Raw genomic sequence first — 17,381 nt, forward strand, 5'->3', positions numbered from 1 at the left:
GGGGCAGGGTCACATTTTTGCAACATGAGATATTCTAATTAAAATCCGTTGAGATTCCGTCTGATAGCGGTTGCCACCAACGCATTTGAGGCATAGCGGTGCCGACCGTGAAAGACCAAATGATTGCCGAAATCGACCGCGCGTCGCTGTTCCTGAAAGCATTGTCGGGCCGCAGCCGCTTGTTGCTGCTGTGCCATTTGTGGGATGGCGAAAAGTCCGTCGGCGAGCTCGCAAGGCTCACCGGCGCGCGCGACACTGCCGTCTCGCAGCAGCTTGCGCTGCTCCGCCGCGAAGGGATGGTCGCTGCCCGCCGCGCCGGCCAGATGATCTTCTATACGCTGGCGAGCCCCGAAGCGAAGCGCATGCTCGAATCGCTTCACGACCTGTTCTGCATCGAGCCCCTCGCCAACGCGGCCGAATAGAGCCGCTCGACGTCTTCGCGCCGGGTGAGCTCGGCGCCCGGCGTAAGCAGCGCCGCGGCGCCGGCGGCGATGCCGTAGAGCAGCGCATCGCCCAGCGTCTTGTTTGCGGCGAGCGCGAGGGTGAGCCCAGCAACCATCGAGTCGCCGGCGCCCACGGCGCTGCCGGCGGGCACTTCGATCGCGGGCAGGCGCAGCTCGGTCCCTTCGGCGACGAGCAGCGCGCCGCGCTCCGCCAGCGACACCACGACCACGTCGGCGAACCCGCGACCGCGCAGCTCGCGCGCGGCGGCGAACTGCTCGGCATCGCCGGCGAGTTCGCGACCGACAAGTTCCTCGACTTCGCGCAGGCTGGGCTTGACCAGCCAGGCGCAGCCGCGCTCGAGCGCGGCAAGTGCCGGACCCGACGTGTCGACCACCAGCCGCGCGCCGATCTTTCCGGACAGACCGCATAATCTGTGGAAGATCGCGGGATCGCAGCCGGGCGGCAGGCTGCCGCTGGCGACGACGTAGCGCGGGCTGTCCGCGATTACGGCCTGCAGCAGTTGTTCCAGCTCGGCCTCGGCGAGCATGGGGCCGGGAAGCACGAAGCGATATTGTTCGCCGGTTTCGTTCTCGTCGACGGTCAAGCTCGCGCGCGTGGTGCCGGCAATCGGAACCGGTGCGATCGGCACCCCGGTATCGCGCAGCAGTTTCTCGAAGGTCGTGCCGGTCGGTCCGCCGCAGGGGAATACCGCCGTCACTTCGCCACCGAGCGCGTGGATCACGCGGGCGACGTTGATCCCGCCGCCGCCGGGTTCGATGCGCGGCTCGGCGCAGCGCAGCTTGTGGGTCGGGCGGACCTTGTCGGTACGGGTCGACTGGTCGAGCGCGGGATTGAGCGTCAGCGTGGCGATCCGGGCCATCAGCGCCGCCGTTCGAGCACGGCGCGCGCGGCCGCGACGATGACGTCGAGCGGGCGGTTGACGCGCATCCGGTGCCAGCCGGAAAGTTCGCCGATCGAAAGCCGCGATTGCTCGCGCACCACTTCGGGCGTGGCATCCGAAGCATCGCCGCTGCGTGCGGCGACCCGGGCGATCCGATCGCGTTCGGGCGCCTCGAGCCAGATGCCGGTGAACGGCACGTCGAGGCGATAGGCGAGCGCCTCGGCAACGTCGCGTTCGCTGCGGCTGAGGAACACGCCGTCGAGGATCACCGACCCTCCGCAGGCGAGATGATCATAGGCCGATTCGAACAGCGCCTCATAGGTCTCCTCGTCGCTGTGCCGGGTATAATGCGCCGGCGGCAGCCGGGTCTCGGGCGCGAGCCCGGCGAGGCGCTTGCGGAACACGTCGGAGCGCAGGACGCGCGCGCCGGCGCCGCGGCCCAATCGCGCGCCGACCAAGCGGGCAAGCGTCGACTTGCCGGTGCCCGACAGCCCGCCGATCACGACGAGGCGCGGCGGGGAGGGCGCGAGCACCGCCTCGGCCAGCGCCGTATCGCCGGCTTCGGCGGCGTGCAGCGACAGGAACAGCGGCAGTGCCGCCCAGCCACTCGCGCCTTGCGGCACGATGTCGACATAGCGATTGGCGACGATATTGGCTTCGATCGGCAGGCGGCGCCGGAGCAGGCCGGTGAGGTGCGCCGCGAGATCGAACAAAGTGTCCTGCGCGCCGTCCGGCAGGCGGCGAACGCGTTGCGCCCGGCTCCTGCGCTCGAGGTTCGCAAGCTGGCGGGACCATTCGCGGCGCTGGGTTTCGATAGCGGTCAGTGGCTCGATCCGGGAGAGGAATGCCGCGCCGTCGGCCGAGGGGGCCGATGCATGGCCGGAGGCGATGCCATCGGTGAAGCGGTGGAGCAGGGATGCATCGAGCCCGCCCTGTTCGAGCAGCATCTCAGCCGAAGCATTTCCCTTTGCAGCCACCGCGGCCATTGCCGTCTCTCCCTTGCGCATCCCTTAATGGCGCTTTGCCGGGCTAGCACCGCTTTTCTGAACGGAAGCCGACAAAGCGGGGAATCGGACGTCGTGCGTCACGGCGCGGTGTTGATGCCGGAGGATGGTGGTTAGGCGACAGGCAAGTTTTGAAAAGCGGGGCGGTTGACCCGGCACGCGATCATGCGCCTCTGGCGCTTCCGTATCGCGAGCGGCGCGGCGATGACGACGAACAATCCCAACGCCAGGGATAGCCGCATCAAGGTCTTGTCGTTTTCCAATAGGGCAATCCAAACCAGGCATGGCACGGCGATGACCGGCGTCACCTTTGTCACCCACCACAGGATCGATCCCCACCCAGGGAGATCCCGAGCTCCCTTGTTTACAAGCAGAACGGTCAGGGTCGCCACGACCTTGGAGCCGAGAGCGAGCGCCACGATCCAACTCAAAAGGTCGATCGTCGTCGTGAAGCCGAAATGCAGCATCCCTAAAGGATGCCGCGCTGAATATCGGAAGGCAACCAGCTAGGGCGTCCGCTTTCGCTTGGTCGCACGCAGGTTGAGCACATCTGGATGGTAGCGGACCATCGCCACCGGCCGAAAAGTGGTTAGCGGTCGTTCATTCTCCCACTCCCCCTGGGAGAGAAAGAAGATCACCCCGGCCGCGCCGCCGCCGCGGCGAAGCGGCGGGCGAAGACGTCGCGGAGCGGCTTGGGGCGGAACTGCGCGTCATGGGGTGTTGCGCGTTTGACCGTGCCGTCGGCGCGCGGGCTGAAGCCGTTGAGCCAGCCATATTTGTCGCACATTCCCCAGACCAGCACGTCCTTGAGCTGCGGATAGGCGAACATGATCTCCAGATAGGCATCGGCATAGGCGGCGACGCCGGCGTCGCGGAGCCTCGGGTCGCGCGGCAGGTCGCGATCGTTGACGTCGAATTCGGTGATCACCAGCCTGTAGCCCATTCCGACAACCTGATCGAGGAAGCGGCGCCACTCGGTCTCCTGCCGCGCCGCGGTCCGGCCCGGATCGCCATAGACGCCGATATGCGATTGCACGCCGAGCGCGTCGACCGGCACGTTCCGCTTGCGGAAACCTTCGAGCAGGCGGAGCACGCCGGCGCGGTGAGTCTCGTTGCCGGGCTCCCAGCTCATATAGTCGTTGTAGACCAGTTCGGCCCGGGGGGCGTGCTGGCGCGCGGTGTGGAAGGCGAGGTCGACCATCGCGTCGGCATCGCCGAACGCTCTGGACAGCGCGGTTTCGCGCTGGAGGCCGGTCTTCTCGTCGATCGTCTCGTTGACCACGTCGAAGCTGGCGATCCGGTCGCCATAGAGCCGGCACAGGGTGCGGATGTGGGTGCTGAGCAGCGCTTCGGCGCTGGCGCGGGGGCTCGGGCCGAAATCATAGTCGGTGAGCCATTTGGGCAAATATTGCGTCTTGTGCCAAAGAAGGGTGTGACCGCGCATGGCCATGCGATTCGCCTCGGCATAATCGAGCATCGCGGCGAAGCGGGTGACGTCGAACTTGACCGGATCGGGGCGGAGCCGCTGCCATTTGAATTCGTTTTCCGGGACGAGGATGCCGCATTCGCGCTCGATCAAGGCGGCGTAGTTGGGGTTGGCGAACGAACCGGCATCGGCGCCGGGCTTGCTCCAAGCCACGCAGGAGCCGAAGCGCATGCCCTTGGCTTTGGCGAGTGCGTTCAGCGAGGGGGGGGCCGCGGAGAAAGCGGGGCTCGCCACCGCGCAGGCCGCCGTGGCTGCCAGCATTTCGCGGCGGGTCAATCGCGTCATCATTTCTCTCCTCGCGCGCCTTCGCAGTGCGCCTGCTGGTAGCGCTACCATGTGCGGGCTGCTAGGAACAAGTCAATGCGCGGCGGCAGACCGGGGATGAGAGGATGAAAATGCGGCAGGTTCTTGCTTTTATTCTGTTTCTGCTGGGGGCGGCGCTGGCCGGAGGCGCGCGTGCCGAGACCGGCTACGACCTGTGGTTGCGCTATCAGCCGGTCGAAGCCCAGTGGCGGGAGCGCTATGCCGCGCGGGTGACGCACTTCACTGCGGCGGACGGGCCGACGATGCTGGCCGCGGCCGGCGAATTGCGGCGCGGTGTCGCGGGGATGCTCGGTTACGATCCGGCGCGGCGCGAGGCAGTGACGGGGGACGGCGCAGTGGTGCTCGGGACGGCGACATCGCCGCTGATCGCGCCGCTGGGGCTGCCGCTCACCCGGCTGGGGGCCGAGGGCTATCTGATCCGCAGCGCCGTGATCCAGGGCAAGCGCGTGACGGTGATCGCGGGGAACGAAGAGGTGGGCGTGCTCTACGGGGTGTTCCGCTTCCTCAAGCTGATCCAGACGCGCCAGCCGCTCGACGGTCTCGACATTTCCGATGCGCCCAAGCTGCGGGTTCGGGTGCTCAATCACTGGGACAATCTCGATCGGTACGTCGAGCGCGGCTATGCCGGGCAATCGATCTGGGACTGGCAGAAATTGCCGGGGCACAAGGACCCGCGCTACACCGACTATGCGCGGGCCAACGCCTCGATCGGGATCAACGGCACGGTGCTGACCAACGTCAACGCCAATGCCGACGTGCTGCGGCCAGAGTGGCTGGCGAAGGTAAAGGCGCTGGCGGAAGTGTTCCGGCCGTACGGGATCAAGGTCTATCTGACGGCGCGGTTCTCGGCGCCGATCGAACTAAGCGGGCTCAAGACCGCCGACCCGCTCGACCCGCAGGTCGCGCATTGGTGGAAGGCGAAGGTCGACGAGATCTACCGGGTGATCCCCGATTTCGGCGGGTTGCTGGTCAAGGCCAATTCGGAGGGGCAGCCGGGGCCTTCGGACTATAAGCGGACGCATGCCGAGGGCGCCAACATGCTCGCCGACGCGCTGGCGCCGCATGGCGGCACGCTGATGTGGCGGGCGTTCGTCTATGCCGCGGAGAATCCCGACGATCGGCACAAACAGGCTTATGCCGAGTTCCAGCCGCTGGACGGCAAGTTCCGCGACAATGTTCTGGTCCAGGTCAAGAACGGCGCGATCGACTTCCAGCCGCGCGAGCCGTTCCATCCGTTGTTCGGGGCGATGCCGAAGACGCCGCTGCTGATGGAAGTGCAGATCACCAAGGAATATCTCGGTTTCGCGACTCACCTCGCCTATCTCGGGCCGATGTGGGAGGAGGCGCTGCAGGCCGACACCTATCGCCCGCGCAAGGGCATGACCGTGGCCAAGGTGATCCGCGGGGTGGCGGGAGTCGCCAATATCGGCAGCGACATGAACTGGTCGGGATCGCAATTCGATCAGGCGAACTGGTATGCGTTCGGGCGCTTCGCCTGGGACCCCGAGGCGAAGGCCGAGCCGATCGCGAAGGACTGGGCGGCGATGACCTGGGGCAATGATCCCGCGGTGACCGGGCCGATCGTCGCGATGATGATGGCGTCGCGCGAGGCGGTGGTCGATTATATGACTCCCCTCGGGCTCGGGCATCTGATGGCGACGGGGCATCATTATGGGCCGGGGCCCTGGGTATCCGATCTGGCGCGGCCCGAATGGAACCCGGTCTATTATCACAAGGCGGATGCTGGCGGGATCGGGTTCGACCGCACCGCGACGGGGACCAACGCCGCCGCGCAATATGCGCCCGAGGTCGCAGCGAACTTTGCCGACCGCAAGCGCGTGCCGGAGCGGTTCCTGTTGTGGTTTCACCACCTGCCATGGACGTATCGCGCCCGTTCGGGGCGGACTTTGTGGGACGAGCTGATCGTCCGCTACGATCGCGGTGTCGATGCGGTGACGGGGATGGAGGCGTCGTGGAAGGCGCTGGAGGGCAAGGTCGACCCGCGGCGCTGGGCCGAGGTGCGCGACTTCCTCGCGATTCAGCGCGACGAGGCGGGGTGGTGGCGCGACGCCTCGATCGCTTATTTCCAGTCGGTGTCGAAGCGGCCGCTGCCGGCGGGGCACGCCGCGCCCGCGCACGAGCTCGACTGGTACAAGGCGATCCAGACGCCTTACGCGCCCGGCAACGGCAAGTGATCGGGTCGACATGGTTTCGCGATGGACGCGCCGGGTTATCGCTGCCAGGGCACTGAGAAGATAAGATTAATTAATTCCCAAACCCACATAGATTTACAACGGCGCTACCAAGAGGTGTATCCTCAGTGCATCGCCGCCACTGTTCTGGCTTACGGCGACTGAGAGACCATTGCGCTCCCGCCTACGGTGGAGTCGCGATATGCCTCGGTATTTTTTCAATGTGAACGACGGTTCGACAGCTGATGAAGAAGGCGTCGAATTGGAGAGCATCGCCGTCGCGAAATGCGAGGCGGTCAGGACCGCAGCAGCGCTGATCTGCGAATCTTCCAAGACCTTCTGGGACACGAAGGACTTCGGCATGACGGTTTCGAACGCGAGCGGACTGACGTTGTTCAGCCTGATGTTCATCGGCGTGGAAGCGGCCGCGATAGGGGGCGCGCACGCTGGTCGCTAGACTAGAGTCGATTTCATATTGACGGAATCGGTGCTTTTCCCGTTCGCCCTGAGCCTGTCGAAGGGCGGCTATCCGCGCACGGACCGCCGGCGGCATCGCCCTTCGACAAGCTCAGGGCGAACGGCTCGGGTGGTTCAATCCAACTGAATCGTCTCCAGGCTCGCTCCCCTGCGAAAGCAGGGGTCCAGGTTACAAGTTACGGGCGGTGCGCATTGGGCCCTGGCCCCTGCTTTCACAGGGGACTAAAAAATGGCGCCGCGAGCAAAGCTCGCGACGCCAGTCAGGGTGTAGCGGAAAATCAGAAGGTATAGCGGGTGATGATCGAGAAGCGCCGGTCCGGGCTGTACCATTGGCGCGGCACGCGGCGCACGTCGCCGTTCTGGTCCTCGACCGCGGCCTCGGTCACCGTCTTCGACTTGGTCAGGTTCACGCCTTGCACGCCGATCTTGAAATTGTCGGTGACGCTGAGGAATGCCGATGCATCGAGCTGCCCGTAAGCGCGCTGGAAGATCGGATCGAACGGCGTGATCACGTCGCGCAGCGTCAGCAGATAATCCGAGCGCCAATTATAGGTGGCACGCAGCGACAGTCCGCCGATGTCGAGGAACGGCGTGATGTTGAACTGATGCTTCGAGAGCCCCTGGAGCGGGAAATCGGCGCCCGTGATCGTCGGCTGCTGGCCCGAAGACACCGCCGGATCCGTGGGATTGAGGATCGCCTGCGGAACGCCGGTGCTTTGGACATAGGTATAGTTCGCCTGCAGACCGAAGCCCTTCAGGAAGCCCGGGAGGAAATCGTAGGTCTGTTGATAGGCGAGCTCGATGCCCTTGATCTTGCCGGTCTCGGACGAATTGACCGGGGTCGTCACGATCGAGTCGAACGTTTCACCGTTATTGGTGAAGGTCTGACGCTGGATATCGTTGGTGAGGACATTCTTGAGGCGCTTGTAGAAGAGCGACGCCGTGATCGATCCGACGCGGCTGAAATACCATTCGCCGGTCAAGTCGAAGCTGTCGGACTCGATGGGCTTGAGATACGGATTGCCGGCGTTGAACTGGCCCTCGACACGCGCCTGATTGGGCGGGACCGTGCCATCGGGATTGATGATGATCGGAAGCGCCTGGCCGTTGGCGTCGGTATTGGGCTGTGCGTCGAGCGACACGACGTAATAGTTGCGCACCAGGCCCGGCGAGGGCGGCGAGACGCCCTTGGTATAGGCCGCGCGGAACTGCACGCCGCCGCCCGCTTCGAGCCTGACGTTGAGGCTGGGCAGCCAGTAATCATAGTTGATGTCGACATCGTTGGGGATGAGCGCGCCGTTGAGGAAATTGGTGGCGCTGGTCCGCACGCTCTGCGGAACCGCGCAGAAGGCCTGGAGCGCGCCCGTGCCGTTGGTGAGAATGTCCGCAATCGCGTCGTTGCATTCCGCCTGGCTCGGGATCGTGGTGACCACGGGGAATGACTGGAAGCCCTGCGACTCGCGGCGCGTGGTGGTGTAGCGCACGCCGACATTGCCGTTGATCCGCATCCCGCCGAGCGGCGCATCGAACCGCGCCATGATATAGGCGGCCTTGTTGGTCTCGCTCTGCGGATTGATCTCGCCGGGCAGATAGTTCGTGCCGGAGTTCACGCCGCACCGTTCGGACAGGCGATTCCAGCCGTCGTTGATCAACCGGCCGTCGATCGAGCAGGCGATCTTGGGCACCCATTCGTTGATGATCTGATTGGCGTAATTGGCATAGGCGTCATAATTGGTCGCCGGACGGCCGGCGTAGAACAGCCGCCCCTGGCCGCCGACCGGGTTGTTGGCCTGGCCGCCGAGGAAATTGTGGAAGAATACCGGCGTGTAATTGCCCAGCGGCGCGCCCCCGTTGCCGCCGGGAATGCCGTCGACATTATCGTCGAGCCACACCGGACCGCCATTGCCCCATTGCTCGGAGAGCCGGCCCCAATTGTAGGTCGAGAAGCGCGCGGTGGTATCGCGATCCGCATAGCGGGCGCCCGCGCGGATCGCCTTGAGGAAGCCGCCGTCGGGAAAGGTATATTCCAGGTCGATCCGCGCGGCATCCGAATTGCCGTCCGAATCCTCGGTATGATCCATCGCGGCGCGCGGGAAGCTGTTGAACGGATCGATGAAGCTCTGATGCGCGCCGGTATAATAAGCCGGGTAGGCGGCGGTGCCGGGCACGCCGTTGCAGGAGCCGGTGGCGATGTTGAAATTCGCCGATTCGCAATTCTGCGGCGGCAGGAAGCTGACGTCGGGGACGTTCTTGCCGTTCAGCTTGATCGCGGCATCCTGATAGGTCGACATCCACAGCGTGTTGGCAGTGATCCGGCTGCTCGACACGATGTGCTGATAATCGAGGTTCACCGCCAGCCGGTCCGACACGTCCCACTTGAAGTTGAACGAATAGTCGGAGGTGACGATATTCTCCTCCTGCTCGCGGCGGATGTTGTTCGACTGGAGCCCCAAAGCCGGGGTGCGGGCGTCGGCGCCGTTCTGGTCGTCGCGCCAGCCGCTCGGCCCGGTGATGATGCCGCTCTGGAACAGGCCGCTATCGTCGAAATCCAGGCTGGTGCCGGCGCGGGCGCGCGAATCGCCGTTCGACTGGACGTTGTCGGTCGCGATCTCGATCGTGTTCTCGAGCCAGTTCTGGCGCGCGTCGGACCGCAGGAACTGCGCCGTCGCCTCCATCGAGCCATCGTTGCTGCGCCACTGCGCCGCTGCCGAATAGCCGTAGCGCTTGCGGTTGAAATCCTGGCTGCCCATCACCGCGCCGCGCGGGAACAGGCCTTCGCCGGTTTGCGTCGCGGTGCCGAAGGGCAACGTGTCGGTGCGGGTGCCGTCCGAATAGATCGGGCGGACGCGGAAGCTGGAGATGCCCAGCCGGTCCGCGCGCGAATAAAGCTGCGAGTAGGAGAAGCTGGCGAGCAGGCCGAATTCGCCGATCCCGGTCTCCCAGCGGTCGCTCGCCAGGATGGCGGCGACGGGCGCGCTCTTGTCGACGAATTCGCCGTAATTGAGCTCGAGCGAGCCGGCGATCATCAGGCCCTTCTGGTCGAACGGCAGACGCGTGCGCAGATTGACGACACCGGCGATGCCGCCTTCGATCCGATCGGCGGACGGCGATTTGAACACGTCGACGCCGCCGAGCAGCTCCGAAGGCACGTCCTGGAAGCTCAACCCGCCGGCATTGCCGGCGCTGAACGCGTCACGGCCGTTGAATTCCGAGCGGACATACGTGAGACCACGCACCACCACGCCCGAGCCCTCGACCGAGAAATGGTCGGGATCGTTGCCTGCGGCGAAGCGATTGATCGAGACGCCCGGGATGCGCTGCAGCGTCTCGGTGACCGAGCGGTCGGGGAGCGCGCCAATATCCTCGGCAGTGACCGAATCGACGATGACGTCGGAATTCCGCCGGAGCTGCTGCGCGCTTTGCAGCGCCTGGCGATAGCCCTGGACGACGACTTCTTCGTCAGCCTGCGGGTCCTGCGCGCCGGCATCTGTCGCGTCCTGCGTGGCGAGCGGCGTGGCCGCCTCGGTCTGTGCCCAGGCCGAGCCGGCACCGAACAGGCACAAGGCCGCGGCGGACACCCCGGCGCGGAGCAATCCAGACCGCAATTTCGTGGAATTCTCAAATGAATGCGTTGCGTCGTTGCGCATCAAGCGTCCCCTCCTCCCGATGTTAGCGCTATCATTACGTGGCGCTATTTGTTGTAGTTATGGAGCACGATTAGCGGCAATTCGTGGCAGAGATCAAGACACATAGTGACAATGGCGCGCTTATGTGCTGATTTTGCAACGAATTTGCTGCGGTGCAACGAGAAACTTCCCAGCTGGCGCTTTTACGGCCCAGAATGTGGGAGCGCTAACATCGGGCTAAGGGGAGGAATGCAGCGCGTGTCGAACTCTCATCCGAAGCAGCGCCGGTGAACGCGCCGATCCGCAGCATCGTCATCGTCGGCGGCGGCACCGCCGGGTGGATGACCGCCGCGGCGCTGGCGCGGATGGTGCGTGCCGGGGTGGCGGTGACTCTGGTCGAATCGGATGCGATCGGGATCGTCGGGGTGGGCGAGGCGACGATCCCGCCGATCCGCAGCTTCAACGCGATGCTCGATATCGACGAGAACGACTTCCTCGCGAATACCCAGGGATCGATGAAGCTCGGGATCGAATTCCTGGACTGGAACCAGCCCGGCCATCGCTATCTGCATCCGTTCGGCGAGTACGGCTTCAGCGTCGAAGGAGTCCGCTTCCACCAGATCTGGCAGAAATTGCGCGCCGCGGGGCGAGCGGGGCCGATCGACCAATACAGCATGTGTGCGGTGGCGGCGGGGCGCAATCGCTACGCGGCGCCGGCAACCGAGCAGACTTCGCCCTTGTCGCAGCTCGTCCAGGCCTATCATTTCGACGCATCGCTCTATGCGCGCTATCTGCGCCGCTATGCCGAGGCGCGCGGCGTGGTGCGGCGCGAAGGCAAGGTCATGCAGGTCGCGCTGCGCGGCGAGGACGGATTCATCGATGCAGTGACGCTCGAGGACGGCAGCCGGATCCAGGGCGAACTGTTCGTCGACTGCTCGGGATTTCGCGGGCTGCTGATCGAGGAGGCGCTGCACACCGGCTATGAGGATTGGAGCCACTGGCTGCCCTGCGACCGGGCGCTGGCGGTGCCGACGGTCCATGCGGGGCCGCTGACGCCCTATACGCGGGCGACAGCGCGGCCGGCGGGGTGGCAGTGGCGGATCCCGCTCCAGCACCGCACCGGCAATGGCTATGTCTATTCGAGCGCGCACGTCTCGGACGACGAGGCGGCGGCGACCCTGCTCGCCAATCTCGACGGCGAACCGCTCGGCGATCCGCGGCCGCTGCGCTTCGCCACTGGGCGGCGGAAACTGGCGTGGAACCGCAATTGCGTCGCGATCGGGCTGTCGAGCGGGTTCCTCGAGCCGCTCGAATCGACCAGCATCCATTTGATCCAGTCGGGGATTTCGCGGCTGCTCGGGCTGTTTCCCGACAGCGGCTGGGGCGATGCCGAGCGCGATAGCTATAACGACTTCACTGCGGCGCAATATGCGCAGGTGCGCGATTTCGTGATCCTGCATTACAAGGCGAACGGACGCGACGAGCCCTTGTGGCGGCAGGCGCGCGAAATGGACGTGCCGGAGAGCCTGAAGCGGCGGATCGACCTGTTCCGCAATCGCGGGCGCATCTTCCGGCTCGAAGACGAATTGTTCGCCGAGACGAGCTGGATCGCCGTGATGCTGGGGCAGGGGATCGCGCCGCAGGGCTGGGATCCGCTCGCCGATGCCTTGAATCCCGACCAGCTCGCCGCGATGCTGGATCGAATCCGCTCGACCTTCCGCCGCGCCGCCGATGCGATGCCCGACCATGCGGCCTATCTGGCGCGGCATTGCGCTGCCCGGGGGTTTGCATGACCGACCAGCGTATCCGCAACATCGTCATCGTCGGCGGCGGCACCGCGGGGTGGATGAGCGCCGCCACGCTCGCCCGGATCCTCGGGCCCGAATATGCGAGCATCACGCTGATCGAATCCGACGCGATCGGCATCGTCGGGGTGGGCGAGGCGACGATCCCGCAAATGGCGACGTTCAACCGGATGCTCGGCGTGGACGAGAACGACTTCCTCCGGGCGACCAAGGGCAGCTTCAAGCTGGGCATCCAGTTCGTCGATTGGGGGCGGCGGGGGCACACCTATTTCCACCCGTTCGGCAAATACGGCGTCGACATGCAGGGGGTGTCGTTCCACGCTTATTTCCTGCGGCTGCACCAGATGGGCGAGGCGCCGGATGTCGACTTATGGTCGCTCCAGGCGATGGCGGCGCGGGGCAACAAGTTCATGCGGCCGATCGATGCCGGGCGATCGCCGCTGTCCGACATCGCCTATGCCTTTCACTTCGATGCCGGGCTCTATGCGCGGTTCCTGCGCGGCTATGCCGAGGAGCGCGGGGTGGTGCGGCGCGAGGGCAGGATCGTCGACGTCAAGCTGCGCGGCGAGGACGGGTTCGTCCAGTCGGTGGTGCTGGAGGACGGCAGCCACGTCGAAGGCGATCTGTTCGTCGACTGCTCGGGGTTTCGCGGGCTGATCATCGAGCAGGCGCTGAAGGCGGGGTTCACCGACTGGTCGCACTGGCTGCCGTGCGACCGCGCGATCGCAGTGCCGTGCGAGAGCGTCGAGGAATGGACGCCGTATACCCGTTCGACCGCGCATACGGCCGGGTGGCAGTGGCGGATTCCGCTGCAGCATCGCACCGGCAACGGGCATGTCTTCTGTTCGGACTATATGAGCGACGACGAGGCGACTTCGATCCTGCTCGCCAATCTGGACGGCAAGCCGCTGGCCGAGCCGCGCACGGTGCCGTTCCGCACCGGGCATCGCAACAAGTTCTGGGTCAAGAATTGCGTGGCCTTGGGGCTGGCGGGCGGGTTCATCGAGCCGCTGGAGTCGACTGCGATCTGGCTGATCCAGAGCGGGCTGTCGCGCTTCCTGACGATGTTCCCCGACAAGCGGTTCAACCAGGCCGACGTGGATCGCTACAACCGCATCATGGCGACCGATTACGAGGAGATACGCGACTTCATCATCCTCCATTACCACGCGACCGAGCGCGACGATTCGCCATTCTGGGAGCGGTGCCGGACCATGGCGATCCCCGAGCGGCTGGCGGAGAAGATGCGGGTGTTCCGCAGCCACGGCCGGGCGTTTCGCGAGAATGAGGAATTGTTCAACGACACCAGCTGGTTCGCGGTGATGCACGGGCAATTGCTGCGGCCGCAGGGCTTCGATCCGGTGGCGGAAGTGATGCGCCTCGACGAGACCCGCGCGCGGCTGGCGCATATCCGCGAGGCGGTGGGCAATTCGGCCGACTACATGCCGAAGCACCGCGATTTCATTCAGGAGAATTGTGCGGCATGAGCCTTTTCCATCGTCATCCCGGCGAAAGCCGGGACCCAGAGCCACGAACTGCACCGCCTGTTACTCTGGACCCCGGCTTTCGCCGGGGTGACGGCATAGGGTTGGCGCTAGCCTTTCTGGCTCTGACCTTTGCCACCCCCGCCGCGGCGCAACCCGTCGCGAACTTCGACTGGTTCGAATATCGCGGCGAGGATTCGGTCGACCGGGCCAGCCAGCCTGCGGCGGGCGAGTATCGCAATCCGATCCTGCAGGGATTCTATCCCGATCCGAGCGTCACGCGAGTGGGCAAGGACTTCTATCTGGTCACGTCGACCTTCAGCTACTTTCCTGGCATTCCGGTATTCCACAGCCGCGATCTGGTCAGCTGGACGCAGATCGGCAATGCGATCGATCGGCCCGAGCAGCTCGACTTCAAGCAGCTTGGGCTGTCGCGCGGGGTGTTCGCGCCGACGATCCAGGCGAAGGCTGGGATTTTCTACATCCTCAACACCTGCGTCGATTGCGGCGGCAATTTCCTGGTCACTGCCAAGAACCCGGCAGGGCCGTGGTCCGACCCGATATGGCTGCCCGAGCTCGAGGGCGGGATCGATCCGTCCTTGTTCTTCGACACCGACGGCAAGACCTGGATCCTCAACAACGGCCCGCCCGAAGGCAAACCGGAATATGAGGGGCATCGCGCGATCTGGATCCAGCAGTTCGATCTCGCGGCGCGCAAGCCGATCGGCCCGCGGAAAGTGCTGGTCAACGGCGGAGTCGATTTCTCGAAGAAGCCGATCTGGATCGAGGGGCCGCACATCTTCAAGAAGGACGGCTATTATTATCTCAGCTGCGCGGAGGGGGGGACTGCCGAGGGGCATAGTCAGGTGATCCTGCGCTCGAAGAGCGTCACCGGGCCCTTCGAGGCGAACCCGGCCAACCCGATCCTCACCCAGCGCGGCCTGCCGGGCGACCGCACCGATCCGATCACTTCGGCGGGGCATGCCCAGCTGGTCACCACCCCAGACGGCAAATGGTGGGCGACCTTCCTCGCCGTGCGGCCTTATGCCGGCGACTTCTACTCGACCGGGCGCGAGACGTTCCTGTTGCCGGTGCGCTGGGAGAATGGCTGGCCGCGGATCACCGATCCGGGCCAGGTGATCCCGTGGGTGGCGACGCGGCCCGCTCTGCCGCCGCAGCCCGCACCGCCGGTGCCGACCAGCGGCGGATTCACTGTGCGCGATGAGTTCGACGGGGCGAAGCTGCCGCCTTACTGGATGATGCTGCGCAATCCGCGGAGCAACTGGTTCGCGCTCAGCGACGGCAGGCTATCGCTCACCGCGCGCCCGGTAGGGCTCGGCGACAATGCCAACCCGTCCTTCCTCGGGCGGCGCCAGCAGCACCGCAATGCCGCCGCCGAGACGGTGGTGCGCTTCACGCCGGAGAAGGACGGCGACCGCGCCGGGATCGCCGTGCTGCAGAATGACGATTACTGGTTCTTCCTCGGACTGAAGCAAGTCGGCGGCAAGCTGGCGCTGGTGCTCGATCGTCGCGACGGGACCGATTCCGCGGCGGCGGGCGAAACCGTCGCCGCGGTGGAGGCTAGCGCTTACGGCATCGGGCCGGGCAGGCCGCTGGCGCTGCGCATCGAAGTGCGCGGCAATCGCTATGTGTTTTCGTACGCGCGGGTGCTGGGCAGCCCCGACGTGCCGATGCTGGCGTGGCGGCCGCTGACTCGGCTGACGACGGATTCGCTGACCACCAAGGTGGCGGGTGGGTTCGTCGGGTCGACGTTCGGCGTGTTCGCGGGGAGCGCGGAACGATGATGCGCGCGGCGATCCTTGCCGCAACTGCTCTGACCTTCGGCGCGGCGAGCCCGGCGGCGCTGCCGATCCACCTCAATCAGATCGGCTTCGAGCCCGGCGACGCCAAGATCGCGATCGTCGAGGGCGGTGCGGCGCCGATCGAATGGACTCTCGTCGATGCGCGCGGGCAAACCGTGAAGCGCGGTAAGGCGCAGGTCTACGGACCGGATGCCGCCTCGGGCGGCGAGGTGCAGCGGATCGACTTCAGCGATGTGCGCACGCCGGGGGAGGGTTATCGCCTGGTGGTGAACGGTTCACGCAGCGATCCCTTCGTTATCCGTGCGGGGATCTATGCGCCGCTGGCTCGGGATGCGCTGGCGTTCTTTTATCACCAGCGCGCCGGCGTGCCGATCGAGGCAAAGCGGGTCGGCGCGAAGTGGGCGCGGCCGGCGGGGCATCCGAAGGAAGTCGCGAAATGCTTTGCCGGACGCGACGAGCGCGGCGTGGAATGGCCGGGGTGCGGCTATGCGCTCGACGTGACCGGCGGCTGGTATGACGCGGGGGACCACGGCAAATATGTCGTCAATGGCGGTATTGCGCTGTGGACCTTGCTCAATGCGTTCGAACGGCGGCCGGTGGCCGGGCTGCTCGACGAGGCGAAGTTCGAAATGGCGTTCCTCCTCGCGATGCAAGTGCCCGAAGGTACCCGGACCCGGCTTCCGACCGGACCTGAGATCGATGTGGGCGGGATGGCGCACCAGAAGGTCGCCGACCGCAACTGGACCAAGCTGCCGATGCCGCCGCAGGACGATCCCGAGGAACGGCTGCTCTATCCGCCGACCACCGCGGCGACGCTCAACCTTGCCGCCACCGCGGCGCAGTGTGCCCGGGTCTGGCGCGGCGTGGACGACGCCTTCGCCGCACGCTGCCGCGCCGCTGCGGAGCGCGCATGGCAAGCGGCGAAGCGCAATCCACAAATCTACGCCTCCAACAGCTTCACCGGCAGCGGCGGCTATGGCGACGGCGACGTCTCGGACGAATTCTTCTGGGCGGCCGCCGAATTGTTCGCGACGACCGGCGGAGCGGAATATCGCGAGGCCGTGACCGGATCGCCGCACTTCCGCGCCGATCTGCGCGAGCCGGGCTGGCCGAGCACTGCGACGTTAGGAGCGATCACGCTCGCGACCGCACGCAATGGCCTGCCCAAGGTTGAGATCGACCGGTTGCGCCGCGCGATCGTCGCCGCGGCGGATCGCTTTCTCGCCGACGAGAAGGGCAATGGCTATGGCATTCCCTATGTGGCGAAGGACTATCCCTGGGGATCCAATTCGAGCCTGCTCAATCGCGCGATGCTGCTCGGGCTGGCGCACGATATCACCGGCGTGACCAGGTATCGCGCGGGGGTGGTGGACGCGATCGACTATGTGCTGGGGCGCAACCCGCTCGGCCAATCCTATGTCAGCGGCTATGGCGCGCGACCGCTGCTGAACCCGCATCATCGCTTCTGGGCGCATTCGCTCGACGCCAAGCTGCCCGGGCCGCCGCCGGGGGTGCTTTCGGGCGGGCCGAATTCGACTTCGATGAGCGACGACGTAGCGAAGGCGATGCGGGGGAAGTGCGCGCCGCAGCGTTGCTGGGTCGACGATGTGCATGCCTATTCGATGAACGAAGTGGCGATCAACTGGAACGCGCCGCTGTTCTGGGTGGCGGCTTGGTTGGATAGCTAGTCGGCAAATCCTCCCTCGCGCAGCGGGGGAGGGGGACCACGAAGTGGTGGAGGGGGCCTCGCCGCGAGCGATGTCGTGGCGGCCAGGCCCCCTCCGTCGCCTTCGGCGCCACCTCCCCCGCTTCGCG

The 17,381-nt window shown here is 65.7% G+C and carries 12 protein-coding genes; 7 read left to right on the forward strand and 5 right to left on the reverse strand.

The annotated features are described in order from the left end of the window. Nucleotides 1-107: 107 nt before the first annotated feature. Nucleotides 108-422 (forward strand): ArsR/SmtB family transcription factor, encoded by a 315-nt coding sequence (locus E5A73_RS08485; protein ID WP_240700092.1) that lies wholly within the window; start codon nucleotides 108-110, stop codon nucleotides 420-422. Here the strand turns inward: E5A73_RS08485 and E5A73_RS08490 are convergent. The 4 genes from E5A73_RS08490 to E5A73_RS08505 all read right to left on the reverse strand — a co-directional run bounded on the left by E5A73_RS08490 (nucleotide 377) and on the right by E5A73_RS08505 (nucleotide 4,120). After that, nucleotides 377-1,324 carry a 1-phosphofructokinase family hexose kinase gene (locus tag E5A73_RS08490; protein ID WP_135963388.1) on the reverse strand — a complete coding sequence of 316 codons (948 nt, stop codon included), beginning with the start codon at nucleotides 1,322-1,324 and terminating at the stop codon, nucleotides 377-379. The two genes, E5A73_RS08485 and E5A73_RS08490, sit on opposite strands and share 46 nt — an antisense overlap. Continuing rightward, a complete protein-coding gene (locus tag E5A73_RS08495; RefSeq protein ID WP_135963389.1) occupies nucleotides 1,324-2,331 on the reverse strand; it encodes a P-loop nucleotide/nucleoside kinase family protein in 1,008 nt (335 codons plus the stop codon). Before E5A73_RS08495 ends, E5A73_RS08490 begins: the two co-directional genes overlap by 1 nt. A gap of 131 nt (nucleotides 2,332-2,462) precedes the next feature. Next, nucleotides 2,463-2,816, reverse strand: coding sequence for a hypothetical protein (locus E5A73_RS08500; protein ID WP_135963390.1), 354 nt, complete (start codon nucleotides 2,814-2,816; stop codon nucleotides 2,463-2,465). A gap of 167 nt (nucleotides 2,817-2,983) precedes the next feature. After that, entirely contained in the window at nucleotides 2,984-4,120 is a 1,137-nt protein-coding gene (locus E5A73_RS08505; RefSeq protein ID WP_135963391.1) for an endo-1,4-beta-xylanase, read from the reverse strand. 110 nt (nucleotides 4,121-4,230) lie between these two features. Between E5A73_RS08505 and E5A73_RS08510 the strand changes: the two genes are divergently transcribed. Together E5A73_RS08510 and E5A73_RS08515 are read left to right on the forward strand one after the other, a co-directional pair. Beyond that, nucleotides 4,231-6,354, forward strand: a complete 2,124-nt coding sequence (locus E5A73_RS08510) for an alpha-glucuronidase family glycosyl hydrolase (protein WP_135963392.1) — start codon at nucleotides 4,231-4,233, stop codon at nucleotides 6,352-6,354. 199 nt (nucleotides 6,355-6,553) lie between these two features. Further along, entirely contained in the window at nucleotides 6,554-6,808 is a 255-nt protein-coding gene (locus E5A73_RS08515) for a DUF6894 family protein (protein WP_420822565.1), read from the forward strand. Nucleotides 6,809-7,106: 298 nt separating this feature from the next. On the opposite strand, the gene E5A73_RS08520 is transcribed toward E5A73_RS08515, so the two are convergent. Next, nucleotides 7,107-10,475, reverse strand: a complete 3,369-nt coding sequence (locus E5A73_RS08520; protein WP_135963394.1) for a TonB-dependent receptor — start codon at nucleotides 10,473-10,475, stop codon at nucleotides 7,107-7,109. Between the two features lie 266 nt (nucleotides 10,476-10,741). Between E5A73_RS08520 and E5A73_RS08525 the strand changes: the two genes are divergently transcribed. From E5A73_RS08525 to E5A73_RS08540, 4 genes are all read left to right on the forward strand, one after another. Further along, nucleotides 10,742-12,247, forward strand: coding sequence for a tryptophan halogenase family protein (locus E5A73_RS08525; protein WP_206366428.1), 1,506 nt, complete (start codon nucleotides 10,742-10,744; stop codon nucleotides 12,245-12,247). Beyond that, entirely contained in the window at nucleotides 12,244-13,746 is a 1,503-nt protein-coding gene (locus tag E5A73_RS08530) for a tryptophan halogenase family protein (RefSeq protein ID WP_135963395.1), read from the forward strand. Before E5A73_RS08525 ends, E5A73_RS08530 begins: the two co-directional genes overlap by 4 nt. A 101-nt stretch (nucleotides 13,747-13,847) precedes the next feature. Beyond that, nucleotides 13,848-15,548: a glycoside hydrolase family 43 protein gene (locus tag E5A73_RS08535; RefSeq protein ID WP_240700093.1), complete on the forward strand. Its 1,701-nt coding sequence runs from the start codon at nucleotides 13,848-13,850 to the stop codon at nucleotides 15,546-15,548. Beyond that, nucleotides 15,548-17,254 (forward strand): glycoside hydrolase family 9 protein, encoded by a 1,707-nt coding sequence (locus tag E5A73_RS08540; protein WP_240700094.1) that lies wholly within the window; start codon nucleotides 15,548-15,550, stop codon nucleotides 17,252-17,254. The genes E5A73_RS08535 and E5A73_RS08540 overlap by 1 nt, the downstream gene beginning before the upstream one ends. Nucleotides 17,255-17,381 lie beyond the last annotated feature (127 nt).

The sequence above is a fragment of the Sphingomonas gei genome, assembly GCF_004792685.1.
GTDB lineage: Bacteria > Pseudomonadota > Alphaproteobacteria > Sphingomonadales > Sphingomonadaceae > Sphingomonas > Sphingomonas gei.